This window comes from Skermania piniformis (genome assembly GCF_019285775.1).
Lineage (GTDB): Bacteria > Actinomycetota > Actinomycetes > Mycobacteriales > Mycobacteriaceae > Skermania > Skermania pinensis.
This window is the reverse complement of record NZ_CP079105.1, coordinates 2,603,263-2,627,937: the sequence shown is the minus strand read 5'-3', so window position 1 is coordinate 2,627,937 and position 24,675 is coordinate 2,603,263. Positions and strand designations below refer to the sequence as shown.

25 protein-coding genes and 1 pseudogene are annotated in these 24,675 nt (G+C 69.1%); 21 read left to right on the top strand and 5 right to left on the bottom strand.

What is annotated here, in order from left to right; genetic code table 11:
* Positions 1-6: 6 nt before the first annotated feature.
* Complete coding sequence (locus KV203_RS12190) at positions 7-609, bottom strand: helix-turn-helix transcriptional regulator (protein WP_066467729.1); 603 nt, start codon at positions 607-609, stop codon at positions 7-9.
* 102 nt (positions 610-711) lie between these two features.
* On the opposite strand from KV203_RS12190, the gene KV203_RS12185 reads away from it, so the two are divergent.
* From KV203_RS12185 to KV203_RS12100, 18 genes and pseudogenes are all read left to right on the top strand, one after another.
* Positions 712-1,038, top strand: a complete 327-nt coding sequence (locus KV203_RS12185) for a hypothetical protein (protein ID WP_066467332.1) — start codon at positions 712-714, stop codon at positions 1,036-1,038.
* An 85-nt stretch (positions 1,039-1,123) separates the two neighbouring features.
* Positions 1,124-2,683: a signal recognition particle protein gene (ffh, locus tag KV203_RS12180; RefSeq protein WP_066467331.1), complete on the top strand. Its 1,560-nt coding sequence runs from the start codon at positions 1,124-1,126 to the stop codon at positions 2,681-2,683.
* Positions 2,684-2,711: 28 nt separating this feature from the next.
* Entirely contained in the window at positions 2,712-3,782 is a 1,071-nt protein-coding gene (locus KV203_RS12175; protein WP_066467723.1) for an amidohydrolase family protein, read from the top strand.
* A gap of 27 nt (positions 3,783-3,809) precedes the next feature.
* On the top strand, positions 3,810-4,790 hold the full coding sequence (locus KV203_RS12170) for an LLM class F420-dependent oxidoreductase (protein ID WP_066467329.1): 981 nt from the start codon (positions 3,810-3,812) through the stop codon (positions 4,788-4,790).
* 172 nt (positions 4,791-4,962) lie between these two features.
* Positions 4,963-5,394, top strand: coding sequence for a 30S ribosomal protein S16 (rpsP, locus tag KV203_RS12165; protein WP_066467327.1), 432 nt, complete (start codon positions 4,963-4,965; stop codon positions 5,392-5,394).
* Positions 5,391-5,633: an RNA-binding protein gene (locus KV203_RS12160; protein WP_066467325.1), complete on the top strand. Its 243-nt coding sequence runs from the start codon at positions 5,391-5,393 to the stop codon at positions 5,631-5,633. Before rpsP ends, KV203_RS12160 begins: the two co-directional genes overlap by 4 nt.
* Before the next feature lie 25 nt (positions 5,634-5,658).
* Complete coding sequence (rimM, locus tag KV203_RS12155; protein WP_066467323.1) at positions 5,659-6,171, top strand: ribosome maturation factor RimM; 513 nt, start codon at positions 5,659-5,661, stop codon at positions 6,169-6,171.
* Between the two features lie 8 nt (positions 6,172-6,179).
* Positions 6,180-6,872, top strand: a complete 693-nt coding sequence (trmD, locus tag KV203_RS12150; RefSeq protein WP_066467320.1) for a tRNA (guanosine(37)-N1)-methyltransferase TrmD — start codon at positions 6,180-6,182, stop codon at positions 6,870-6,872.
* 114 nt (positions 6,873-6,986) lie between these two features.
* The gene (locus KV203_RS12145) at positions 6,987-9,302 is read left to right on the top strand and encodes a Tex family protein (protein WP_066467316.1); all 2,316 of its coding nucleotides are present in this window, start codon (positions 6,987-6,989) and stop codon (positions 9,300-9,302) included.
* A gap of 11 nt (positions 9,303-9,313) precedes the next feature.
* Positions 9,314-10,159, top strand: a complete 846-nt coding sequence (locus KV203_RS12140; RefSeq protein ID WP_066467314.1) for a hypothetical protein — start codon at positions 9,314-9,316, stop codon at positions 10,157-10,159.
* Between the two features lie 139 nt (positions 10,160-10,298).
* The gene (gene rplS / locus KV203_RS12135) at positions 10,299-10,640 is read left to right on the top strand and encodes a 50S ribosomal protein L19 (protein ID WP_066467312.1); all 342 of its coding nucleotides are present in this window, start codon (positions 10,299-10,301) and stop codon (positions 10,638-10,640) included.
* 28 nt (positions 10,641-10,668) lie between these two features.
* Positions 10,669-11,400 (top strand): signal peptidase I, encoded by a 732-nt coding sequence (gene lepB, locus KV203_RS12130; RefSeq protein ID WP_066467311.1) that lies wholly within the window; start codon positions 10,669-10,671, stop codon positions 11,398-11,400.
* Between the two features lie 9 nt (positions 11,401-11,409).
* Positions 11,410-12,141: a ribonuclease HII gene (locus tag KV203_RS12125; protein WP_083529819.1), complete on the top strand. Its 732-nt coding sequence runs from the start codon at positions 11,410-11,412 to the stop codon at positions 12,139-12,141.
* Positions 12,138-12,443 (top strand): DUF2469 domain-containing protein, encoded by a 306-nt coding sequence (locus KV203_RS12120; protein ID WP_066467309.1) that lies wholly within the window; start codon positions 12,138-12,140, stop codon positions 12,441-12,443. Before KV203_RS12125 ends, KV203_RS12120 begins: the two co-directional genes overlap by 4 nt.
* 133 nt (positions 12,444-12,576) lie before the next feature.
* Positions 12,577-12,933 carry a YraN family protein gene (locus KV203_RS12115; RefSeq protein WP_066467722.1) on the top strand — a complete coding sequence of 119 codons (357 nt, stop codon included), beginning with the start codon at positions 12,577-12,579 and terminating at the stop codon, positions 12,931-12,933.
* A pseudogene (locus KV203_RS12110) lies at positions 12,930-14,437 on the top strand (YifB family Mg chelatase-like AAA ATPase). The gene KV203_RS12115 and the pseudogene KV203_RS12110 overlap by 4 nt, the downstream one beginning before the upstream one ends.
* Positions 14,434-15,576 (top strand): DNA-processing protein DprA, encoded by a 1,143-nt coding sequence (gene dprA / locus KV203_RS12105; RefSeq protein ID WP_066467304.1) that lies wholly within the window; start codon positions 14,434-14,436, stop codon positions 15,574-15,576. The pseudogene KV203_RS12110 and the gene dprA overlap by 4 nt, the downstream one beginning before the upstream one ends.
* 40 nt (positions 15,577-15,616) lie before the next feature.
* The gene (locus KV203_RS12100) at positions 15,617-16,543 is read left to right on the top strand and encodes a tyrosine recombinase XerC (RefSeq protein WP_066467716.1); all 927 of its coding nucleotides are present in this window, start codon (positions 15,617-15,619) and stop codon (positions 16,541-16,543) included.
* 45 nt (positions 16,544-16,588) lie between these two features.
* On the opposite strand, the gene KV203_RS12095 is transcribed toward KV203_RS12100, so the two are convergent.
* Together KV203_RS12095 and KV203_RS12090 are read right to left on the bottom strand one after the other, a co-directional pair.
* The gene (locus tag KV203_RS12095; protein WP_083529818.1) at positions 16,589-17,098 is read right to left on the bottom strand and encodes a M23 family metallopeptidase; all 510 of its coding nucleotides are present in this window, start codon (positions 17,096-17,098) and stop codon (positions 16,589-16,591) included.
* Positions 17,099-17,195: 97 nt separating this feature from the next.
* Positions 17,196-17,408, bottom strand: coding sequence for a WXG100 family type VII secretion target (locus KV203_RS12090; RefSeq protein ID WP_066467302.1), 213 nt, complete (start codon positions 17,406-17,408; stop codon positions 17,196-17,198).
* Positions 17,409-17,715: 307 nt separating this feature from the next.
* Here KV203_RS12090 and rpsB point away from each other — a divergent pair, with 307 nt between their 5' ends.
* Together rpsB and tsf are read left to right on the top strand one after the other, a co-directional pair.
* The gene (rpsB, locus tag KV203_RS12085; protein WP_066467300.1) at positions 17,716-18,585 is read left to right on the top strand and encodes a 30S ribosomal protein S2; all 870 of its coding nucleotides are present in this window, start codon (positions 17,716-17,718) and stop codon (positions 18,583-18,585) included.
* Between the two features lie 61 nt (positions 18,586-18,646).
* Complete coding sequence (tsf, locus tag KV203_RS12080; RefSeq protein WP_066467299.1) at positions 18,647-19,471, top strand: translation elongation factor Ts; 825 nt, start codon at positions 18,647-18,649, stop codon at positions 19,469-19,471.
* 75 nt (positions 19,472-19,546) lie between these two features.
* Here the strand turns inward: tsf and KV203_RS12075 are convergent, their stop codons facing one another.
* Positions 19,547-19,924 (bottom strand): helix-turn-helix domain-containing protein, encoded by a 378-nt coding sequence (locus KV203_RS12075; protein ID WP_066467297.1) that lies wholly within the window; start codon positions 19,922-19,924, stop codon positions 19,547-19,549.
* Between the two features lie 41 nt (positions 19,925-19,965).
* Here KV203_RS12075 and KV203_RS12070 point away from each other — a divergent pair, with 41 nt between their 5' ends.
* Positions 19,966-23,229 carry a helicase-related protein gene (locus KV203_RS12070; RefSeq protein ID WP_066467295.1) on the top strand — a complete coding sequence of 1,088 codons (3,264 nt, stop codon included), beginning with the start codon at positions 19,966-19,968 and terminating at the stop codon, positions 23,227-23,229.
* A 93-nt stretch (positions 23,230-23,322) separates the two neighbouring features.
* On the opposite strand, the gene KV203_RS12065 is transcribed toward KV203_RS12070, so the two are convergent.
* Entirely contained in the window at positions 23,323-24,639 is a 1,317-nt protein-coding gene (locus KV203_RS12065) for an HNH endonuclease signature motif containing protein (RefSeq protein ID WP_066467293.1), read from the bottom strand.
* Positions 24,640-24,675 lie beyond the last annotated feature (36 nt).

Here is a 24,675-nt window from a genome sequence, read left to right as displayed (position 1 = left end):
CCGGACTCACTTTCTGACCAACTCACGGCCCATCGCATCGAGGACGAGCTGGCGAGCATGATCGCGGTCGCGGGACATGCTGCCACGACCGCTGATGACCGACCCGTCGTAACTCAATCCGACCCAGCGTCCTTCGGCGTGGCCGCCGTGCGGATGCAACGCGAAGTAGATCGTTCCCTTGGAACGGACCCCGGATTCCGCCGCTCGGTACCAACCCATCAGGGCCTCGTTGTCCCACAGTCGCAGTTCCCCCCGCCAGCGGTAACTGCCGGCCTCCAGGTCGCCCGCGCGACCGGCATCCACCCCGATGAAATCCCCGTGCTGACGGAGCGTCGCTTCGTGCACGTCGATCCGCTCGGCTCGGTCCTTCCAAGTCTGCCAGGCCATCCACCAGTCGCCGGCGAGATCGATGGCGCGGGGGATCTGACCGGCCAACTCGGCGACGGATATGCTGAGTGCCTCGGCGAGTGCTACCGCCACCGCGAGCAGCGGCTGCTGCTCACCGGCCTCGTAGCGGGCGATCTGGCGCAAGTGGACCCCGACGTCCTTCGCCAGCTGCGCTTGCGAGAGGCCCAGTTGCTGGCGCCGTGCTCGCATGATCTCAGACATCTCCACACGCCTATCTTGCGATTTCCGCAAATCAACCGCAAACTATGACGCAATCGTCTTGGGGTCGGGCCTACAAGTCATCCGGGTGAGAAGGTGTCGGTGATGGCGGTGGAGTTCTATTCCCGCTCGTTGATGTCGAGTGAGGCGACCCCACACACAGCTCGCTGTGTCGGTGGGGACAGCTGGGTGGTGTCCTGGTTGCCCGGGCGCACGATATCGGGTGATCAGGCGGCGGCCGCCATGTCGTTCGCGTCGGCCTTGGCCGCGGAGAATTCGGTGTCGGATACGGCCTGGTCGGAATCGACCTGGGCGGCCCTGGATTCCTGGGCGGCGGCGCTCGGCCTCACCGCCCGCGAGGCGGCGTTCATGGTTCGGCTGGAACACCACCCCCTGGTCCGGTCCGGGACCTGTGACGTCGCCGAAGGGTGACCCGCGGGTGCGTCCCGCAGCCGGGTGGGTCCGGCGGCCGTTACGCTGAACCGAAGCGGACGTAGACGATCAGGAGCGCGCCTCGGTGTTCGAATCCCTTTCCGACCGGCTTACCGGTGCTCTCAAGGACCTCCGTGGCAAGGGTCGGCTGTCCCCGGCCGACATCGACGCCACGGCCCGGCAGATCCGCCTTGCGCTGCTCGAAGCCGATGTCGCGTTGCCGGTGGTTCGGGGGTTCGTCGCCCGGATCAAGGAGCGGGCGAAGGGCGCCGAGGTATCGGCTGCGCTGAATCCGGCGCAGCAAGTTGTCAAGATCGTCAACGAGGAACTGGTCGGAATCCTCGGCGGCCAAACCCGTCGGCTGCAGTTCGCCAAGACTCCGCCGACCGTGATCATGCTGGCCGGCCTGCAGGGTTCGGGTAAGACCACGCTGGCCGGCAAGCTCGCGCTGTGGTTGCGCGAGCAGGGACACACGCCGCTGTTGGTGGCCTGCGACCTGCAACGGCCGGGCGCGGTCAGCCAGTTGCAGATCGTCGGCGAGCGCGCCGGCGCCGCGGTGTTCGCCCCGCACCCGGGGACGTCGGTCGGCGGCGCCGGCGGCGTGCCGATCACCGTCGACGATCCGGTCCTGGTTGCCCGGGCGGGCATCGACGAGGCCCGACGTAAGCAGTACGACGTGTTGATCGTCGACACCGCCGGCCGACTCGGTATCGACGCCGAGCTGATGGGCCAGGCGGCGGCGATCCGGGACGCGGTGTCCCCGGACGAGATTTTGTTCGTGCTCGATGCCATGGTCGGCCAGGACGCGGTGGCCACCGCCGAAGCTTTCCGGGACGGGGTCGGGTTCACCGGTGTCGTCCTGACCAAGCTGGACGGTGACGCCCGCGGCGGCGCGGCGTTGTCGGTGCGCGAGGTGACCGGTACGCCGATCATGTTCGCTTCCAGCGGCGAGAAGTTGGAAGATTTCGATGTCTTCCACCCGGACCGGATGGCCGGCCGGATCCTCGGCATGGGTGATGTGCTCACGCTGATCGAGCAGGCCGAGCAGGTCTACGACGAGCAGCAGGCCGAGGAGGCCGCGCGCAAGATCGGTACCGGTGAGCTGACGCTGGAGGATTTCCTCGAGCAGATGATGGCGATCCGGAAGATGGGCCCGATCGGCAACCTCCTCGGCATGCTGCCCGGCGCCGGTCAGATGAAGGAGGCGTTGGCCCAGGTCGACGATCGGCAGCTGGATCGGGTTCAGGCGATCATCCGTGGGATGACCCCGGCCGAGCGGGCCAATCCGAAGATCATCAATGCGTCCCGGCGGCTGCGGATCGCCAACGGCTCCGGGGTGAGCGTCTCCGAAGTCAATCAGCTGGTCGACCGGTTCTTCGAGGCACGCAAGATGATGGCCCAGATGGGCCGGCAGATGGGGCTGCCCGGCGCTCGCCGCAACAACGCGAAGACCAACCGCAAGGGCGGTAAGAAAGGCCGGAAGAAGACCGGCCGGGGTCCGACGCCGCCGCGGGTGCGTGGCGGGTTCCCCGGTGGTATGCCCGCCGGGATGCCGGATCTGTCCGGGTTGCCGCCCGGCCTCGACCAGCTGCCGCCGGGGCTGGAAGGGATCGATCTGTCCCAGCTGAAGTTCCCGAAGAAGTAGGCGCGGGTTGCCGGGCGCCGCACCGATCCTGCACCTGCGCGGCACCGGTCTACCCGACGGCGAGCCGCTGGAGCTCTGGCTGCACGACGGGCTGATCTCGCTCGACCCGGTTCCCGGTGCGGCGACGATCGCCGATCGGGGCTGGATCGTGCCGGGGTTGGTCGACGCGCACTGCCACGTCGGGATCACCTACGGCGGCGGGCACGAGGACGCGGCCGGAGCCGTCGCCCAGGCCGAGGCCGAACGGGATGTCGGTGCGCTGCTGCTGCGCGACGCCGGATCGCCGATCGATACCCGGTTCATCGACGACCGGGCGGACCTGCCGAAGATCATCCGGGCCGGCCGGCACATCGCCCGCCCGCGGCGTTACATCCGCGAACTCGGCATCGAGCTGGACGACGAACGCGACCTGCCGGAGATCGTCGCCGAGCAGGCGGCGCGCGGCGACGGCTGGGTGAAGATCGTCGGCGACTGGATCGACCGGTCGGTGGGGGATCTGTGTCCGTTGTGGAGTGACGACACGTTGCGGGCTGCGATCGACGCGGCGCATGCTGCCGGCGCCCGGGTCACCGCGCATGTATTCGGCGAGGCCGCGCTGCCGGGGCTGCTCCGCGCGGGGATCGACTGCATCGAACACGGCACCGGCCTGACCGACGAGACCATCGAGCTGATGGTCGAATACGGCACCGCGCTGGTGCCGACGCTGATCAATATCGACACCTTCCCGGACATCGCGGCCGGCGCCGGCAAGTACCCGACCTACCAGCGGCACATGCTGGACCTGCACGCCCGGGTTCGAGACACCGTCGGTCGGGCGCACGACGCCGGCGTGCCGATCTACGCCGGGACCGACGCCGGCGGCTCGATCCGGCACGGGCGGGTCGCCGACGAGGTGGCGGCGTTGCAGGGGGCGGGGCTGACCCCGACCGAAGCACTCGGCGCGGCGTCCTGGGCGGCCCGCGCGTGGTTGGGCCGGCCCGGGATCGAGCCCGGAGCGCCGGCGGATCTCTTGGTGTTCGACGAGGATCCGCGGCTCGGCCCGAGGGTGCTGAGCACCCCACGGCTCGTGGTGCTCCGCGGCCGGGTCTATCCGGCCTAGCGTCCGGTCGGAGTAGCGTCGATCGGCGTGAGCATCCGTCTCGGCTACCAGATCCCCAATTTCAGCTACGGCACCCCGGTGCACGAGCTGTTCCCGACCGTGCTGGCCCAGGTTCGCGAGGCCGAGCAGGCCGGATTCGACGCGGCTTTCGTGATGGACCATTTCTACCAACTGCCCGGCCTCGGTCAGCCGGACGAGCCGATGCTGGAGGCATATACGGCGCTGGCCGGGATCGGTTCGGCGACCGAACGGATTCAGCTGTCCGCCCTGGTCACCGGTAACACCTACCGCAATCCGGCACTGTTGGCGAAGACGGTGACCACTCTCGACATGGTCAGCGGCGGGCGCGCGGTACTCGGTATCGGGGCCGGCTGGTACGAGCTCGAGCACCGCTCGCTCGGGTTCGAGTTCGGCACCTTCACCGACCGGTTCGCTCGACTGGACGAGGCGTTGCAGATCATCGTCCCGATGCTGCGTGGGCAGCGGCCGGACTTCGCCGGGCAGTGGTATCGGGTCGAGGGCGCGATCAACGAGCCGCGCTGGCGGGACGACCTGCCGGTGCTGCTCGGCGGAAGTGGCGAACGCAAGACGTTTCGGCTCGCCGCGCGTTATGCCGACCACCTGAACATCATCTGCAACACGAGCGAACTGCCCGGCAAGCTGGCAGCGCTGGAACAGCGGTGCGCCGAGGTCGGGCGGGATCGTTCGACCCTGGAGACCAGTTATCTGGCGTTCGTGGTGATCGACGAAGACGGCGGCACCGCCCGTCGGCTGCACCGGGACATGCTTGCGGCCAACGGAATCGACCTGTCGTCGTTGACCGAGGCGCAGCGTGCCGCCGCTACCGACCGGCACTTCGTCGGGGATCCGGACGAGGTGGCCGACGGTATCCGGACCCGGGTGCTGGCGGCCGGGATCGACGGGGTGATCGTCAACCTGGTGGCGAACGGACATCAGCCGGGCATCGTGGAGCTGGCCGGGCGGAGCCTGGCACCGTTGGTGCGCTGACCGTGCCGGCGCAGGATTTCTCGTCCTGCAGGTGGTCTGGCAGAATGACGAGCCGTTCGCCCGTCTCCGGTCACGCACCGCGCGGCGGTCACACCATGTTCAACGCAAAACCGGGCCCGCGCGCCATGCGGGCCGCCGAATTGCGCCGTGACCACCAAGGAAGGCTCTACTCATGGCTGTCCGTATCAAGCTCACCCGCCTCGGCAAGATCCGCAACCCGCAGTACCGGGTGATCGTCGCGGACTCGCGCACCCGCCGGGACGGCCGCGCGATCGAGACGATCGGCAAGTACCACCCGAAGGAAGAGCCGTCGCTCATCGAGATCGATTCCGAGCGCGCCCAGTACTGGCTCGGGGTGGGCGCGCAGCCGACCGAGCCGGTGCTGCACCTGTTGAAGGTGACCGGCGACTGGCAGAAGTTCAAGGGTCTGCCCGGTGCCGAGGGCACGCTGCGCGTCGCTCCGGCGAAGCCGTCCAAGCTGGAGTTGTTCAACGCGGCGCTGGCCGCCGCGGACAACCAACCGGTGGTCGAGGCGACGACCCCGAAGCAGAAGGCGGCCAAGAAAGACGCCGTCGAGGCCGAGAACGATTCTGCCGCGCAGTGAGCGCGATCGTCGCCGACGCGGTCGAGCACCTGGTCCGCGGAATCGTGGCGAACCCGGACGACGTGCGGGTCGAGGTGATCACCGGGCGCCGTGGGCGGACCGTCGAGGTGCACGTGCACCCGGACGACCTGGGCAAGGTGATCGGCCGCGGCGGTCGCACCGCCACGGCACTGCGGACCTTGGTCGCCGGGATCGGTGGCCGGGGCATCCGGGTCGACGTGGTCGACACCGACCTGTAAGTCCGAGCAGCGGGGATTCGACGTCGTGGAGCTGGCCGTCGGGCGGGTGGTGAAGGCGCACGGCGTGCGCGGTGAGCTGGTGGTGGAGGTCCGCACCGACGAGCCGGAGCGACGGTTCGCGCCCGGCGGTCGGCTGCGGGGCCGGGATCGTCTCGGCCGCGAGCGTTCCTACACCGTCGAGTCGTGCCGCGCGCATTCCGGTCGGCTGTTGGTCCAGTTGGCCGAGATCGCCGACCGTACTGCGGCCGACGCGGTCCGCGGCACCGTGTTCGTGATCGACTCGGCGGATCTGCCGCCGAGCGACGACCCGGAAGAGTTCTACGACCACGAGCTGGAAGGCCTGCAGGTCGAGCTGCTCGACGGCAGTGTGATCGGCACCGTCGCGGAGGTGCTGCACTCGGCGGCGGGAGAATTGTTGGCGGTGACCGCCGCGGACGACGGCCGGGAGATCTTGATCCCATTCGTGACCGAGCTGGTGCCGACGGTGTCGCTGGCGGAGCGGCGGATCGTGGTCGATCCGCCGGACGGATTGCTCTGAGGCCGGTCGTGCGCATCACCGCGGTCACGATCTTTCCCGAGTATCTTGAGCCGTTGCGGACGGCGTTGCTGGGCAAGGCGATCGAGCGGGATCTGATCTCGGTCGCGGTCCACGACCTCCGGCGTTGGACACACGACGTGCATCGGTCCGTCGACGACGCCCCGTACGGTGGCGGTCCGGGCATGGTGATGACACCGACGGTCTGGGGTGCAGCGCTGGACCAGGTATGCCCGGACGACGCGTTGCTGGTGGTGCCCACTCCCGCCGGCGTGCCGTTCACCCAGGCCACCGCGCATCGTTGGGCGAGCGAGCGGCATCTGGTGTTCGCCTGCGGTCGCTATGAGGGAATCGACCAGCGGGTCTTCGACGACGCCGGCACCCGGGTGCGCGTCGAGGAAGTCAGCATCGGCGACTACGTGCTGATCGGCGGCGAGGCTGCCGTGCTGGTGATGGTCGAGGCGGTGGCCCGGCTGCTGCCCGGGGTATTGGGCAACCGTGCATCCCACGAGCAGGATTCGTTCGCTGCCGGCACCGGCGGTCTGCTCGAAGGCCCGGCCTACACCCGCCCGCCGAGCTGGCGCGGGTTGGACGTGCCGGAGGTGCTGTTGTCCGGCGACCACGCCAAGATCGCCGCGTGGCGGCGGGACCAGTCGTCGGCCCGAACCAGGGCCCGCCGACCCGACCTGCTCTCGTCCGACTGACACCGCCGGCGTTCGGCTCGCCGCGCGCAGAATTCCGGCTGCGGGAGGCGATTCCGCGCCCGGCAAGCCCACTCGTGGGACGCGATATCGGCCGCGCTCGGTAGGTTGGTCGCCGTGACAGTCCACATCCCGCCCGTGTCCGATCGGATCGCCACCGAACTCGATGTCTCGCCGAAACAAGTTGCGGCGGCGCTGGCGTTGCTGGACGGCGGCGCCACCGTGCCGTTCGTCGCGCGCTACCGCAAGGAAGCCACCGGTGGACTCGACGACGCCCAGTTACGGACGCTGCACGAGCGCAGCGGTTACCTCCGCGAACTGGACGAGCGCCGCACTGCGGTGCTCGATTCGATCACCGAACAAGGCAAGCTCACCGACGCGCTGCGCGACCGAATCATGGCGGCCGACACCAAGGCTCGGCTCGAGGACATCTACCTGCCGTACAAGCCGAAGCGCCGGACCAAGGCACAGCTGGCCCGGGAGGCCGGCCACGAACCGGTCGCCGATGCGCTGCTCGCCGATCCGACCACCGATCCGGCCGGCTACACCACCGAGCAACTCGACGGGGCCCGGGCGATCCTGGTCGAACGGTTCGCCGAAGACGCCGACCTGGTCGGTGAGCTGCGCGAGACCATGTGGCAGACCGGCCGGCTGGTCGCTGCGGTGCGGGACGGTAAACAGGAGAGCGGTGCGAAGTTCGCCGACTACTTCGACTTCACCGAGCCCTTCACCGCGCTGCCGTCGCACCGCATTCTCGCCCTGTTGCGCGGGGAGAAGGAGGAGGTGCTGTCGCTGCAGCTGGAGCCGGACCCGGAGGGAACCGGCGGTTACGACCAGCGGATCGCGCAGCGATTCGGCATCGCCGATGCCGGCCGCCCGGCCGATCGCTGGCTGCTCGACACCGCGCGGTGGGCGTGGCGCACCAAGCTGGCGGTGTCGCTGGGCATCGACGTCCGGATGCGGTTACGCCGCTCGGCGGAGGCCGACGCGGTCGATGTCTTCGCGGCCAACTTGCGGGATCTGTTGCTCGCTGCGCCGGCGGGCATGCGCCCGACGATGGGCCTGGATCCGGGCTACCGCACCGGAGTCAAGGTCGCGGTCGTCGACGGGACCGGCAAGGTGCTCGGCACAGAGGTGGTTTATCTGCACCAGCGCGATCGTGCACTGGCCGTGCTCGGGGCGTTGGTGGCCCGATTCGGCGTCGAGTTGATCGCGATCGGCAACGGCACGGCGTCCCGGGAGACCGACGCGCTCGCCGCGGAATTGATCGCCCACATCCCGGAGCGGGCGCCGACCAAGGTGACGGTGTCGGAGGCGGGTGCCTCGGTGTATTCGGCGTCGGCGTACGCCTCCCGGGAGTTGCCGGAGCTCGACGTGTCGCTGCGCGGGGCGGTATCGATCGCCCGGCGGTTGCAGGACCCTCTGGCGGAACTGGTGAAGATCGACCCGAAGTCGATCGGGGTCGGCCAGTACCAGCACGACGTGTCGGAAACGTTGTTGGCCCGCTCCCTCGGCGGGGTGGTCGAGGACGCGGTGAATGCGGTCGGGGTGGATGTGAACACAGCCTCTGCGCCGTTGCTTGCCCGGGTGTCCGGGATCACCGCGACGCTGGCCGACGCGATCGTCGCGCACCGGGATGCCAACGGCCCGTTCCGCAACCGCGACCAGCTGACCGGTGTTCCGCGACTCGGCCCGAAGGCGTTCGAGCAGTGTGCCGGGTTCCTCCGGATTCGCGGTGGTGACGATCCGCTCGACGGGTCCGCGGTGCATCCGGAGGCCTACCCCGTGGTCCGGCGGATCTTGGCCGCCACCGGCGGTGGGGTCGACGAGTTGGTCGGCAACAGCCGGGTGTTGCGGGGGCTCGCGCCGGATCGATTCACCGACGAGCGCTTCGGCGTGCCGACCGTCGCCGACATCCTTGCCGAGCTGGACAAGCCCGGCCGCGATCCCCGCCCGGAGTTCACCACCGCGACGTTCGCCCCGGGCATCGAGAAGGTTGCCGACCTGCGTCCCGGCATGGTGCTGGAAGGTGTGGTCACGAACGTGGCCGCGTTCGGCGCGTTCGTCGACGTCGGCGTGCACCAGGACGGTTTGGTGCACGTCTCGGCGATGTCACGCAGCTTCGTCCGAGATCCGCACGAGGTGGTCCGCTCCGGCGATGTGGTGCGGGTGAAGGTGCTCGAGGTCGACACCGAACGGCAGCGGATCGGGCTCAGCATGCGGCTCGACGACGAGGTCGGCGGCAAACGGACCCCGGGTGGCGGCAAGCCCGAACCGGCCGGGCCGGCGGCGGGTGGGCAGGGCCGGAATCGTAAAGCTCAGGACCGCAAAGGACAGGATCGCAAGGGAGCCGGACGGCCGGCGCGGGAGCGGCCGGCGCCCAGTGGGGCCATGGCGGACGCGCTGCGCCGAGCCGGTTTCGACGGCCGGTAGGAGTCGGCGCGGTGCGGCAATGGCTGACGGAGGCGGTGATCTCGCACGGCCGGCTGCCGCTGCTCTGCTTCCTGATCGGCTTCATCGTCGCGTTCGTGTTCATCCGGATCAGCGTCCGGCTGATTCGGGCGAAGGTGCGCTGGTGGCCGGGAAACCTCGAGTTGGGCGGGCACCACGTGCATCACGCGGTCGTCGGCATCGTGACGATGCTGGTCTGCGGTGTCGCGTTGATCGCCGTTTTCGAGAGCGGTTCGACCACCACCGGCGCGGCGTTGGCCGGTGGTTTCGGCATCGGTGCGGGTTTGGTGCTGGACGAGTTCGCGCTGATCTTCTATCTGCGCGATGTCTACTGGTCGGTGCAGGGTCGTGCCTCGGTGGATGCGGTGTTCGTCGCGATCGCGGTCACCGGTCTGTTGCTGATCGGGCTGCACCCGTTGGCGCTGCTGGACGTCGCCGGGTTCCGGGCCGACGACCTGTGGTCGCGTGGGGTCGTGGTGATCTGGTCGCTGACCCACCTGGTCCTGGCCGGGCTGGTCCTGGCCAAGGGCAAGATCTGGACCGGTCTGGCCGGAATGTTCTTCCTTCCACTGCTGGTGGTGGGTGCGGTCCGGATCAGCCGACCGGGCGCTCCGTGGGCTCGCTGGCGATATACCACCCGGCCGGCTCGGATGCGGCGCGCCCTGGCACGGGAGAAGAACCTGCGTCGGCCGCTGATCCAGGCGAAGATCTGGGTGCAGGACCTGATCGCCGGCCGGCCGGATCTCGACCATGTGCGGGAGGCCGCCGAGCAGGAGCTCGCTCGAACGGTGCGTGCGGCACCGCCCCCACCTGCCGGTGAGTCCGGACCGGTCGATTAGGGTGGTCCTCGCCTGGTCTGGCAGACTGTTCGGGTTGCCTTGTGCGACTCGCACCCCACATCGGAGCATGAACCGGTTTCGAGCTACGCGCTCGCCAGGGTCCTCTGCTCGCGCCACAACACAGAGGACGGCACCTACGATGAACACCCTGGACTTCCTGGACGAGAAGTCGCTGCGCGACGACGTTCCCGATTTCCGCCCCGGCGATACCGTCGATGTGCACGTGAAGGTCATCGAGGGCGCCAAGGAGCGTATCCAGGTGTTCAAAGGTGTGGTGATCCGCCGCCAGGGTGGCGGGATCCGGGAGACGTTCACCGTGCGCAAGGTGTCGTTCGGGGTCGGTGTCGAGCGGACCTTCCCGGTGCACAGCCCGAATATCGACCACATCGCGGTGGTATCGCGTGGCGACGTTCGTCGGGCCAAGCTCTACTACCTGCGTGATCTGCGCGGCAAGGCCGCCAAGATCAAGGAAAAGCGCTGACCGGCGTCGCCGCGACAGCCACGTTCGGATGCGGTCGGTGAGCGCAAAAACCGAGCAGAAGCGCCCGTTCTGGCGTGAGCTTCCGATGCTGATCGTCGTGGCGCTGCTGCTGACCTTCCTGCTGCAGACGTTCATCGGTCGGGTCTATCTGATCCCGTCGGAGTCGATGGAGCCGACGCTGCACGGATGTGCCGGCTGCACCGGCGACCGGATCGTGGTGGAGAAGATCTCCTACAGTTTCGGCGACCCGAAGCCGGGCGATGTGATCGTCTTCCACGGCCCGCCGTCGTGGAACGGCGACTACCGCTCGATCCGTTCGGACAATCCGGTGATTCGGACGCTGCAGAACGTCGGCTCGATCTTCGGCGTCGTTCCGCCGGACGAGAACGACCTGGTCAAGCGAGTGATCGCGACCGGCGGTCAGACCGTGCAATGCTGCGACGAGCAGGGTCGAGTGCAGGTCGACGGTAAGTCGCTGAACGAGCCGTACATCGAGTTCGACTTTCCGTTCGTGCCGGGCGCTCAGGACTGCACCACCACACCACGTTCCGGTCGGTGTTTTGCGCCGGTGAAAGTGCCCGACGGCAACTTGTGGATGATGGGCGACAACCGGAGCAATTCGGCAGACTCGCGCTACCACGGCGGTGACGAGCTGCAGGGCACGGTGCCGGTGGACAATGTGCGGGGCAAGGCCGTGTTGATCGTGCTGCCACCGGGTCGCTGGGGCACTGTCGGTTCGCCGGACATCCAGTCCGGCTGATCCCCTGGCATGACCGGCTGGCCACCGCGCACCGTCATTCGCCGCTCCACCGGTCTGCGGACCTTGGAATCGGCGCTGATCCGCTGTGGTCTCGGTCCGGTTGCCGGGGTGGACGAGGCAGGTCGGGGTGCGTGCGCCGGCCCGTTGGTGGTCGCCGCCTGCTTGCTGGCACCCCGGCCCCACGCCGCACTGGCCGACTTGGACGACTCGAAGAAGCTCACCGAGGTGGCTCGGGAGCGGCTGTATCCGGTGATCACCCGGTTGGCCTTGGCCTGGTCGATCGTGACCTATCCGGCCTGGGAGATCGACGCGATCGGCGTGCACGTGGCGAACCTGGAAGGGATGCGCCGCGCGGTCGCGGCGCTCGGCACGCCGCCGGGTTACGTGCTCAGCGACGGTTTCCGGGTGCCGGGCCTCGCCGTACCGTCGCTGCCGGTGATCGGCGGCGACGCGACCGCAGCCTGCGTCGCAGCAGCCAGCATCCTGGCCAAGGTGACCCGGGACCGGATGATGGTCGAGTTGGACGCCAGGGTTCCCGGCTACGGATTTGCCGGGCACAAGGGCTACAACACCCCGGAGCACAACGCAGCCCTGGCCGCGCGCGGGCCGAGCATGCAGCACCGTTTGTCATGGCGCAACGTAGGGTCTGGGCCGACGCCCGCGCCGGAACCGGCTTCCGCCCGACGCCGCGGCGACACGACCGGACCCACACCGACGAGCAGGAGGATGCCGACCGGATGAGCGCCGAAGATCTCGAGAAGTACGAGAACGAGATGGAGTTGTCCCTGTACCGGGAGTACAAGGACATCGTCGGGCAGTTCACCTACGTGGTGGAGACCGAGCGGCGGTTCTACCTGGCGAACTCGGTCGAGCTGGTGCCGCGTAACAACGACGGCGAAGTGTACTTCGAAGTCCGGATGAGCGATGCCTGGGTGTGGGACATGTACCGCCCGGCGCGGTTCGTCAAGCAGGTGCGGGTCGTCACGTTCCGCGACGTCAACATCGAAGAGCTCGACAAGCCGGATCTGCGGCTGCCGGAGTGAGCTCCGGGTAATTCCCGCCTGAGCCGCCGCTACCGGGCCGCTGTTGTGGATAGATTCCGATTCATCCCCAGCCCGGCCCGTGGGCCGGCCGGTGCGGCCGGATGTGTCACCCGTCGCCGTGACCGTCGGCGGCATGGCACACAACCAAAATCTCGGAGCACACGGCGAAGATCTTGCGGCTGAGTTCCTGACCGCCGCCGGTATGCAGATCCTCGCCCGCAACTGGCGCTGTCGCTACGGCGAGCTCGATCTCGTCGCCACCGACGGCGACACCACGGTATTCGTCGAGGTGAAGACCCGGGCCGGGTTCGGTTTCGGGTCGCCCGCCGAGGCGGTCACCCAGGACAAGCGGCGGCGAGTCCGCCGGCTGGCGGCGATCTGGCTGGACGAGTGGGCCGGCCCCTGGACCGAAGTGCGGTTCGACGTGGTGTCGGTCCAGCTCGCCGATCCGACTGCACCGGAGCTCGAGCACTACCCGGGGGTGTTCTGATGCTCGGCCGGGCGTATTCGGTTGCCGTTCGCGGAGTGGACGGCGAACTGGTGGAGATCGAGGCCGATATCGGCCGCGGTCTGCCGGGCGTCCATCTGGTCGGCTTGCCGGACACCGCGTTGCAGGAATCGCGCGATCGAGTACGTGCCGCGGTGGCGAACTCGGGGGAGAAATGGCCGGAGCGTCGGGTCGTGCTGGCGCTCTCGCCGGCCACCCTGCCCAAGGTCGGGTCGGTCTACGACGTGGCGTTGGCCGCAGCGGTATTGCATGCGGCGCAGACGATTCCGCCCGAACCGTTGGCGGGGACGGTGCTGCTCGGTGAGCTGGCGCTCGACGGTCGGCTGCGCCCGGTCCGCGGAATTCTGCCCGCGGTCCTGGCTGCCCGTCGGGAGGGTCGGCAGCGGGTGGTGGTGCCGGTGGCGTCGTTGCCCGAGGCGGGTTTGGTGGACGAGGTCGAGGTGCTCGGTGCCGAGACCCTCGGGGAGGTGATCGCGTGGCTGCGGGGTCGGGGCCGGCTGGCCACCCCGGTTGCAGCCGGCGCGGTGCCCCGCTCGACCCGGCGCGACCTGAGCGATGTGGTGGGTCAGGAAGAGGCCCGGTGGGCGATCGAGGTGGCCGCGGCGGGTGGCCATCATGCTCTGCTCACCGGACCGCCCGGGGTCGGAAAGACGATGCTGGCGCAGCGGCTGCCCGGGCTGTTGCCGCCGCTCACCGACGCCGAGTCGCTGGAGGTGACGGCCATTCATTCGCTCGCCGGAACGCTTCCCGACGGGCACCCGTTGGTGGTCGAGCCGCCGTTCGTGGCACCGCATCACACGACGACCGTGCCGGCGTTGGTCGGCGGCGGGTCGGGGATGGCGCGGCCGGGTGCGGTAAGCCGGGCACATCGCGGAGTGTTGTTCCTCGACGAATGCGCCGAACTCGGTACCAAGGTGCTCGAGTCGCTCCGCACGCCGTTGGAAGACGGGGAGGTGCGGATCGCGCGGCGCGACGGCGTCGCCCGGTATCCGGCTCGATTCCTGCTCTTACTGGCGGCGAACCCGTGCCCGTGCGCGCCGGCGCGAGAGACCGACTGCGTCTGCCCGCCGACCGCGCGGCGCCGCTATCTGGGGCGGTTGTCCGGGCCGCTGATCGACCGGGTGGATCTGCGGGTGCGGATGCGGCCGCTCTCGGCGGCGGCATACGCGGCCGCGCCGGCCGAGAGCTCGGATGCGGTCCGCGACCGGGTGTCGCAGGCCAGGGCCGCGGCCGCAGCACGGTGGCGGCCGCACGGCTGGTCGATCAACGGCGACGTTCCCGGCCCGGCATACGCCGGCGGTTCCGCCCGGCCCAGGCTGCGATGCGCCCGATCGAGGAGGCGTTGCGGCGGGGGGAGCTGACCGCGCGCGGTGCCGATCGGGCGCTGCGAGTCGCCTGGACACTCGCCGATCTGCGGGGGGCGGCCATGCCGGACGGGTCGGACGTGGCCGCCGCGCTGAATTTCAAGCAGCGGAGCGGGTCATGAACGACGAGCTGTTGGCGTGGGCTTATCTGTCCCGGGTGGTGCAGGGGCCGTGCGCCCCGTTGGCGGAGCTGATCACCCGGGTCGGGGTGATCGACGCGGCGCGCGCGGTCCGGGAGTGGACGCTGCCGGCGGTGCTGCGGCGGCGGACCGAGGCGCGCAGGCACCTCGATACCGCCGCGGCGGACCTTGCGCTGCTCGACCGGCTGGGTGGCCGACTTGTCACCCCGGACGACCCGGACTGGCCGGCCTGGCGGATGCTGGCGTTCGCCGCCCCCGGTCGGGACGGTGGTCGTGACGGGTCCGCCCCGCTCGCGTTGTGGGTGCGTGGTGCGGCTGCTCTCGCCGGCGCCACCGACCGCGCGGTTGCCGTCGTGGGCACTCGGGCGCCGAGCGGCTACGGCGTCGCGGTGGCCGGCGAACTCGCCGGTGATCTCGCCGCCGACGGCTGGACGATCGTGTCCGGTGCGGCGTTGGGCATCGATGCGGCCGCACATCGAGCCGCGCTCGCCGTCGGCGGGTGCACGATCGCGGTGTTGGCCTGCGGGGTCGACCTTCCCTATCCGGCGCAGCACACCCGGTTGCTCGCCGAGATCGCCGAGTCGGGACTGGTGATCAGCGAGTATCCACCCGGCATCGTGCCGGCGCGGTATCGATTTCTGGAGCGCAACCGGCACGTCGCCGGGCTGGCGGATGCGGTGGTCGTGGTCGAGGCAGGTTGGCGTAGTGGCGCCCGCAACACGGCGGCGTGGGCCCGTCGGCTGGGCCGTCCGGCGCTCGCGGTTCCCGGTTCGGTGTCGTCGGCGGCGTCGACCGGATGCCACCAGATGATCCGGGAGGGTGAGGCTCGGCTGGTCACGCGGGCGAGCGAGATCGTGGACGAGGCCGGGCCGTTGCGATTGCCGATCGGCGAGCCGGTGCCGGACCGGCCGACGGACCGGCTCTCCGGCGATCAGCTGTCGGTCTACGAGGCGTTGCCGGCGGTCGGCGCGCGAGAACCACGGCAGCTGGCGGAACTGTCCGGGGTATCGCTACCGCAGGTCCGGGCCACGCTGCCGTTACTCGAGCTGGCCGGGTTCGCCGGCGTCGACGACACCGGTTGGTTTCGGCGCCGGCCTCGGTCGAGCGGCGCGCCGACTTGAACCGTCGACCACACGCGGCGACGGTGGAGCGGTGTCCGACATCGAACCCGCCCTGCCCGGAGCCTGGCGTTCGGTGCTCGACGAGTACGCGGCGTATCTGCGGTTGGAGCGCAATCGTTCGGCGCACACGGTGCGGGCCTACGTCACCGACGCCCGGGCCGCGCTCAACCATCTGGCCGATGCCCGGCCGAACGCGGACCTGGCCGCCCTGGACCTGGCGGTACTACGTTCGTGGTTGGCCGGACAGGCCGCCGCGGGCGCAGCGCGGACGACCCTGGCCCGGCGGACCTCGTCGGTGCGGACGTTCACCGCCTGGTTGGCCCGAACCGGGCGGTTGCCGGCCGATCCGGGCACCCGGTTGATGTCGGCCCGAGCGTATCGGCCGTTGCCGGCGGTGCTGCGGCCCGGCCAGGCCGCCGAGGCGTTGGCAGCAGCCGAATCGGGTGCGGCGGAACATGATCCGGTCGCCCTGCGGGATCACCTGATCGTCGAGCTGCTGTACGCCACCGGCATCCGCGTGGGCGAGTTGTGCGGGATGGATATCGACGACGTCGACCACGAACGGTGGCTGGTCCGAGTTCTCGGCAAGGGTGGGAAGCAGCGATCGGTCCCGTTCGGTCGTCCCGCCGCGGCGGCGATCGACGCCTGGCTCACGCACGGTCGCCCGGCCCTGGCCACCGCCGCGTCCGGACCGGCGCTGCTCCTCGGCGTCCGCGGACGGCGGCTGGGCCAGCGGCAGGCCCGCACGGTGGTGCACGAGGTCGTCACGACGATTCCGGGCGCACCGGATCTCGGCCCACACGGGTTGCGGCACTCGGCCGCCACCCACCTGCTGGAGGGGGGCGCGGATCTGCGGGTGGTGCAGGAGCTGCTCGGTCACGCCAGCCTGGCCACGACTCAGTTGTACACCCACGTGTCGATCGCTCGGTTGCGCAGCGTGCACGGGCAGGCGCACCCGCGGGCATGACTCGAGCGGGGTACGCGAACGGTAACGCCGAACGTTCCGCCCGAGCTATCCCGGGGCGACCGGCTTCAGCCGGATCGGCCGGCCGCCCAGCAATGCCAGCGGATCCAGGTACTCGCGGCCCCGGCGCACCCCCCAGTGCAGGCACGCGGCTGCCGGACAGCCGGGGTGTCCCGCCTCGACGGCACCGATCGGTTCGCCGCGCGCGACTCGTCGACCGGCTGTGACATCGGCCCGAACCGGCTCGTAGGTGGTGCGCAGACCGCCCGGATGGTCGATCGAGACCACCGGTTTGCCGGCCACCGTGCCGGCGAACACCACGACTCCGGCCGCGGCGGCGCGCACCGGCTGCCCCGGCGCAGAACTCAGGTCGACGCCGCGATGGCCGGGGAGCCAATCGTGGTCCGGCTTGTCGAAACCTCGGGTGACGGCCGGTCGAGGTTCCAGTGGCCAGCGATATCCGGCAGGCGCAGCCGGCGCGGCAGCGGGGCCGGTCAGGGTCGGCAGCGTGAACATGATCAGGAGTGCCGACAGGATCGACGCGGGTATCGGACGCATGTCCCGACTGTGACCGATCCGACCTGGACGACTCGGCCGCTGTGCCCGGGTTGGGGACAACCGAGGCGCTGTGCACAGCGTTCGGGGCCCCGGCTGTTCAGTCCGACCGGTGCGCGCCGGGTTCGGTCTCGACGTGTTCGCGCGCCCGATGCAGCGTTTCGCGCCCGGCGTCGTAGGCATCGGCTGCCGATCCGCGCCACGCGGCCAGCAAAGTGCCGATCTCGGCCTGACCGGATTCCACTGATCGCCGCAGCTCGTCGGCGATCCGCTGTGCGGTTTCGCCCATCGCGTGGATATCTGCCAGAGTCATCTCGCTACCGTCGGACGGGGTCGAACCGTCCGGTCTCGAATCCGTCCCCAACCTTTTTTCCTTCCCCGTTCCGGGATGATCGTGCCCCACGATGCCCAGCCACGACAACCCTGAAGTTGGGGTGGGGACACCTTCCTGAGTACACTGTCTGCGCGGCCGGTGCATGCACGGGTCGACTTCGCGCGCCCGCGTGAATTGCCGTTGCAGGTCCTGCCTCCGGGCGGGTGGGCGGCAGACGGGCGCCAGGGCAGGGAAACCGACCGGTCATCCCTGCGGCAACCGGCAACAGAAAGAGATCGATACAGCTATGGCTGTTGTAACCATGAAGCAGCTGCTCGACAGCGGCGCGCACTTCGGGCATCAGACCCGCCGTTGGAACCCGAAGATGAAGCGGTTCATCTTCACCGACCGCAACGGCATCTACATCATCGACCTGCAGCAGACGCTGACCTACATCGACAAGGCCTACGAGTTCGTCAAGGAGACCGTCGCGCACGGGGGCACCGTGTTGTTCGTCGGTACCAAGAAGCAGGCGCAGGAGTCGATCGCGGCCGAGGCCACCCGGGTCGGCATGCCGTATGTGAATCAGCGCTGGCTGGGCGGAATGCTCACCAACTTCTCCACCGTGCACAAGCGGCTGCAGCGGCTCAAGGAGCTGGAGTCGATGGAGCAGACCGGTGGCTTCGAGGGGCGCACCAAGAAGGAAATTCTCATGCTCACGCGTGAGATGAACAAGCTGGACCGCACCCTCGGAGGTATCCGGGACATGGCGAAGGTGCCGTCGGCGATCTGGGTCGTCGACACCAACAAGGAGCACATCGCGGTCGGTGAGGCACGCAAGCTGAACATTCCGGTGATCGCGATCCTCGACACCAACTGCGACCCGGACCTGGTCGACTACCCGATCCCGGGCAACGACGACGCGATCCGGTCGGCCGCCTTGTTGACCAAGGTGGTGGCCTCCGCGGTCGCCGAGGGGGTGCAGGCCCGGGCCGGTGCTTCGGCCGGCGACGACAAGCCCGAGGGCGGTGTGGAGCCGCTCGCCGAGTGGGAGCAGGAGCTGCTGACGCAGGCCGCGACCAGCGCCGACGCGGCCGGCACCGACACCGTCGAGCCGCCGGTCGACGATGCGATGGCCGAGACCGCGCAATCGCCCGAACCGATGGCGCACAGCTGATCCGGCTGTATCCGAGCAGACACCATCTACGACAGGTAACCACGAGGAGGCTCGCCCTACGATGGCGAACTACACTGCCGCGGACGTCAAGCGACTCCGTGAGCTGACCGGCGCAGGCATGCTGGACTGCAAGAACGCGCTGACCGAAACCGACGGCGATTTCGACAAGGCCGTCGAGGTACTGCGGATCAAGGGCGCAAAGGATGTCGGCAAGCGCGCTGAACGCACAACCGCAGAGGGCCTCGTCGCGGCCAAGGGTGGCGTGTTGATCGAGATCAACTCGGAGACCGATTTCGTCGCGAAGAATGCCGAGTTCCAAGATCTGGCCGACCGGATCGTCACCGCCGCGGCGGCGGCGAAGCCGGCCGACCTCGACGCGTTGAACGCGCTTGCGCTCGATGGTGGCACCGTGGACGACGCGGTGCAGGCGCTGTCGGCGAAGATCGGCGAGAAGCTGGAGTTGCGTCGGTTCATCTCGTTCGACGGTCCGGTCGCGACCTACCTGCACAAGCGGGCGTCGGATCTGCCGCCCGCGGTCGGCGTGCTGATCGAGTACGACGGCGACGGCGACAGCGCGGCGGTGGCGGCACGTGGTGCCGCGATGCAGGTCGCCGCGCTGAAGGCGAAGTACGTGAGTCGCGACGAGGTGCCGGCCGACCTCGTCGAGAACGAGCGGCGGATCGCCGAGCAGACCGCGCGCGAGGAGGGCAAGCCGGAGGGTGCGCTGCCGAAGATCGTCGAGGGTCGGGTGAACGGCTTCTTCAAGGATGTCGTCCTCGTCGAGCAGGCGTCGGTGACCGACTCGAAGAAGACGGTCAAGGCGTTGCTGGACGACGCCGGTGTCTCGGTGAAGCGGATTGCTCGGTTCGAGGTCGGTACCAGCTAACTGGTGCAGGTGTACGGGCCCCGGTTCCGAAGGGAATCGGGGCCCGTCGCCGTTGCGATCAGTTTGTGGTTGCGATCAGTTCTTGGTCAGGGGTCGAGCCGGATCCCACTCGGCCAACTGCGCGAGCAGGTGGGTCTCGACGGCCGACCACGCGATGTCGGACGCGGTCTCGGCCGATCGCTCGTTGACCTGGTGGTCGGCGTCGGGGATCAGCGCACTCGGCGCGACGTCCAGCGCACGGGCGAGCCGGTAGATGGTGGACATCTGCGGATCGGCGCAGCCGTCGTCGCGGCTGGTGTTGCGCTCGATGTTGGAGATCTGGTTGCGGTGCAGGCCGCTCAGTTCGGCCAGCTGATCCTGCGACAGTGCACGATGCGTGCGCAGCGCGCGGACCCGTTTGGCGATCGACAGACCGTAGGTCCGCCACTCGAGTTCGCCTCCCTTCTGCGCCACGTTTCGAACGTGTCGGAGTCGGCGCGTAATGTCTGCCCAACATGTTGTGTAGCGATGGGCGCGCGAGGCAGTTCGGTGCCGACGGCCGCGCTTTCCAGATCGCGGCCGAGGCGATGCGGATTCGATTCGCAGCTCTGCACGATCCGATGTCGGCGGTGTCGTCGAGTGAGATCGACCCACTGCCGCATCAGCTCCGCGCGGTGTACGGCGAGCTGTTGCCCCGGGTGCCGCTGCGATTTCTGCTGGCCGACGATCCCGGCGCGGGTAAGACGGTGATGGCCGGATTGCTTGCCAAAGAACTGATGCTGCGTGGCGATGTCCACCGGCTGCTGGTCGTCGCACCGGGCAGCCTGGTCGAGCAGTGGCAGGACGAGCTTGCGGTCAAGTTCGGTATCCGGGCCGAGCTGCTCAGCCGCGAGCTGATGGAGTCTGCCGACCCGTTCCGGGAGCACCCGCTGCTGATCGCCCGGATGGACCAGCTCGCCCGGGACGACGACCTGCTGACCGCGCTCGACGGCAGCGAGTGGGATCTGACCGTCGTCGACGAGGCGCACCGGATGTCGGCCGCCTGGATCGGACCCGAGGTGCGGCGCACCCGGCGCTACGAGCTCGGCCTGCGGCTGGCGGCGGTCTCCCGGCATCTGCTGCTGATGACTGCGACCCCGCATGCCGGAAACGAGGAGAACTACCAGCTGTTTCTCGCGCTGCTCGACCCCGATCGGTTCGAGGGTCGCTACGTCGCCGACGTGCATTCCACCGATACGGCCGGGCTGATGCGGCGGATGGTCAAGGAGGATCTGCTCACCTTCGAGGGCAAGCCGCTGTTTCCCGAACGGATTGCCGAGACGGTGCCGTACGCGCTGTCGGCGTCCGAACGCGAGCTCTACGAGGACGTCACGCGATATGTCCGGGAGGAGATGAACCGGGCCGACGCGCTTGCCGACTCGCCGCGGCGGCGTACGGTCGGATTCGCGCTGACGGTGCTGCAACGGCGTCTCGCGTCCAGCACCCAGGCAATCCTGCGTTCGCTGCAACGCCGGCGTGATCGGCTGGAGCGAACTCTGGCGGACGGCATCGCGCACCGGCCGGTGCCGGCCGGCCGGCTGCTGCTCGACGACTACGACGGCGACGAGTTGGCAGCGGCCGATGCGGAGCTGCTGGAGGATCAGGTCGCCGACGCTGCGACCGCGTCGCTGACCGATGCCGAGCTGCGACTCGAGCTCGCCGAACTCGACCGGCTGATCCGGCTCGCCACCGATGTGCGCAATCTCGGCGAGGACCGTAAGTGGGCGGAGCTTCGTGATCTGCTGTTGCACGACGAACTGCTCGGTGACCGATCCGGCCGGCGGCGCAAGCTGATCGTCTTCACCGAACACCGCGACACCCTGGACTACCTGGCGAACCAGATCCGGAACGTGTTCGGCCGGGACGGTGCCGTCGTCACGATCCACGGCGGGACCAGACGCAACGAGCGTCGGGAGGTCCGCGAACGCTTCACCCACGACCCCACCTGCCAGGTCTTGATCGCCACCGATGCCGCCGGCGAGGGGCTGAACCTGCAGGCGGCGCATCTGATGATCAATTACGACCTGCCATGGAACCCCAACCGCATCGAACAGCGCTTCGGCCGCATCCACCGGATCGGCCAGCAGCACGTGTGCCGGTTGTGGAATCTCGTCGCCGAAGACACCCGTGAGGGTGCGGTGTTCGGCCGGCTGCTGGAGAAGATCGAGACGCAGCGAAAGGCCTACGGTGGCCGGATCTTCGACGTGCTCGGTGAGGCCTTCACCGAGCGCCCGCTGCGTGAGCTGCTGGTGGCCGCGATTCGCTACGGCGACGACCCGATCCGGTTGCAGGAGCTGGATCGGGTGATCGATGCCGAGGTCGGGGCCGGGCTGAGCGAGTTGGCCGACGAGCGGGCGCTGACCCGCGAGACGCTGTCCCGGCTGGATATCGACGGAATGCGTCGGCAGATGGACGAGGCTCGGGCGCGCCGGCTGCAGCCGCATTTCATCGAGAACTTTTTTCTGACTGCATTCGCCGAGCTGGGCGGACGGATGAGTCGGCGCGAGCGAGGCCGGTACGAGGTGACCTACGTTCCGGAGCTGCTCCGTAACCGCCGACGTGCGGCTCGGTCGAGCGGGCCGGTGGTCGATCGATACGAGCGAGTGACGTTCGAGCCCTCGCTGCGGGAGCGCGCGGGGGAGCGGCCGGCCGAGCTGCTCGCCCCGGGACATGCGCTGCTGGACGCCGTTCTCGACGCGACCGTGGAGCGCAACGGTGCGGCGTTGACCGCCGGGACGATTCTGCTCGACGACAACGACGCCGGCACCCGGCCTGCGCTGCTGGTCGCGCTCACCGCCGAGATCGTCGACGGCACCGGTACGACGGTCAGCAAGGCGTTCTCGTACGTCATGCTGCGTCCGGACGGCGCGGCCGTCGACGCCGGAGTCGCGCCCTACCTGGACGTTCATCCGCTGCCGGCCGAGCATGCCGAGCTCGGCCGGCGGGCCGCCGCCGCGGAATGGCTCGCTCCCGGGGTCGAGGCGTTGGCTGTGGATTGGGCTGTGCAGCACGCCCAGCCGGACCACGTGGCCCGGGTACGGGCTCAGCTGGTACCGCACCTCGAGCGGACGAAGTCCGCCGTCCGGGCGCGACTGCTGCAACAGATCAACTACCTGTACAGCGAGGCGGGCCGGCTCCGCGACGAGATCGCGGCGGGCCGGACGCAGCGCGTCCGGGTGAGTCCGGATCGAATGGAATCCACCGCAGACGAACTGGACCGGAGATTGATCGAGCGGACGGCACGCCTGGATCAGGAGATGCAGCTGTCGGCGAAACCTCCGCGGGTGGTCGCTGCGGCGCTGATTCTGCCGGTCGGGCTGATCCGGCCGGCGCCCGCGGCGCAGGTGCGGGCCACGGAGGAAGTCGAGCGGCGCGCAGTACGGGCGGTGCTGTCCGCCGAGCGCCGGCTGGGCCGCATACCCACCGAGATGCCGCATAACAACAAGGGATTCGATATCGAGTCCGGACAATCGAACGGCCCGGACATCCATCTCGAGGTCAAGGGCCGGATCGCCGGTTCCGACTCGGTCACGGTCACCTACAGCGAACTCATCCACGGCAAGAACCTCGGCGAGCGACACCGGCTCGCGTTGGTCGAGGTGAGTCCGGACGGACCGGATCACGATCGGCTGCGCTACGTGCGGGAAGCGTTCGGCCGGCTCGATCTCGGTGGATTGCCGATGCAGGACACGCGGCTGCGCTGGGCCGACATGTGGGAACGGGGCGAGGCTCCGTTCTGACCGGAACTCGCTGTCCGACAGAAACCGCTGTCCGACAGGCAGGATCGCTGTCCGATAGACCGACTTGTGTTCGACCGACATGGCGAGTCCGGATCAGAACGGTGGCGGGTCGTTGCCGGACCGGGGATCGGTTCGACCGAGGAGCGCGACCCCGCCGCCGGGGTAGCTGCGGTAGCTGTGGCCGGTGGGCGCAGTCAGGGTGATGCTGCCATCGTGATGCTGCGAATCATGCCATCCACCATGGGTTTTGAGTAGATGATGGGTTCGGCAGTACGGGCCGAGATTGCTTCCGACGGTCGGTCCGCCCCGGTCGGGGGCAGCATGATCGAACGGTGTCGTGTGGTCGATGTCGCAGTCCCACGCGGCAGCATCACAGTGCGGCCAACGACAACTGCCGTGGGTAGCGCGCACGCTGTCGGCGAGATCGGCCGAGGGACGGTACCGGTCGGGGCGGGCGGTCGGGTCCGGACCCAACGGCCGGATCACGCCCCGGGCGGCGAGTTCCCGGCAGGTGTCGGCGTCGATCACCCCGAAGCCGTCGAGGTAACCAGGAGCCTCACTTGTGCCCGAAAGGGTGGTATCGGTGACGATCACGTGGATCAACGGCTTTCGCGCGAGCTGCCGGGTTCCGGTCCGTTGCGCGCAGGTGTCGCGCCCGCACCGGCACGCCAGGAGGTCCTGGCCGTGGCACAGCGCGACCAACGCGTCGGCGCGCCGGGCCGGGAAGCTGCGCGGATCATTCCGGCACACCGTCATGGCCAGTTCGGACAGCCGGGCATCCAGGGTGCGGCCGTCTTCGGCGGGTAGGGTTCCGGTGACGTCGCTCATCCCGTCGATGCTTGGGTCGATATGGATTCCGCGGTCCTCTTTGGCCCGACGGCAGCGTTCACGGACCCCGTCGGGATCGAGGACGGCAATCGTGCGGTCGATGAAGTGCCGCAACCGCGCGCCGGTCACCGGGCCTCGACCGTCGGCACCGGTGGCTTTCGCAACTGCCGCGGCCTCGACCGGACCGATGAATTCGTCGGCCACATTCGCGGTGCCGGTGGAGATCAGCCGAGCCCGGTAGACGTCGATCTCCCCGGCGGCCAGTGCCGCCCGAGTGGCGGGTAACCGGTAGGCCAGGTCCAGACCCAGCGCGAGCAGCCGGTTCGCTCCGCCGCGCCCGATCGTCAGTGCGGCCCCGATCTCGGCTTCAGCCCGGTCGTGCGCGTCCGAGGTCAGCATCATCTCGGCGGACAGCTCGATGGCGCGGCGTTCGTACAGCATGGTTGCCACCGCGAGGGTGCGCTCGGCGACGACCGCCTCCAGCCGATGCAGCTCGGCCGCGAGATCGATCAAGGCGACGTCGGCCAGCCCGGCCGGATCTGGCACCTGATCTCGCAGCTCCCGAACCATTGCTTCGAACATATTTTCGACGATACATCTACCCACCGACAGGTTCTT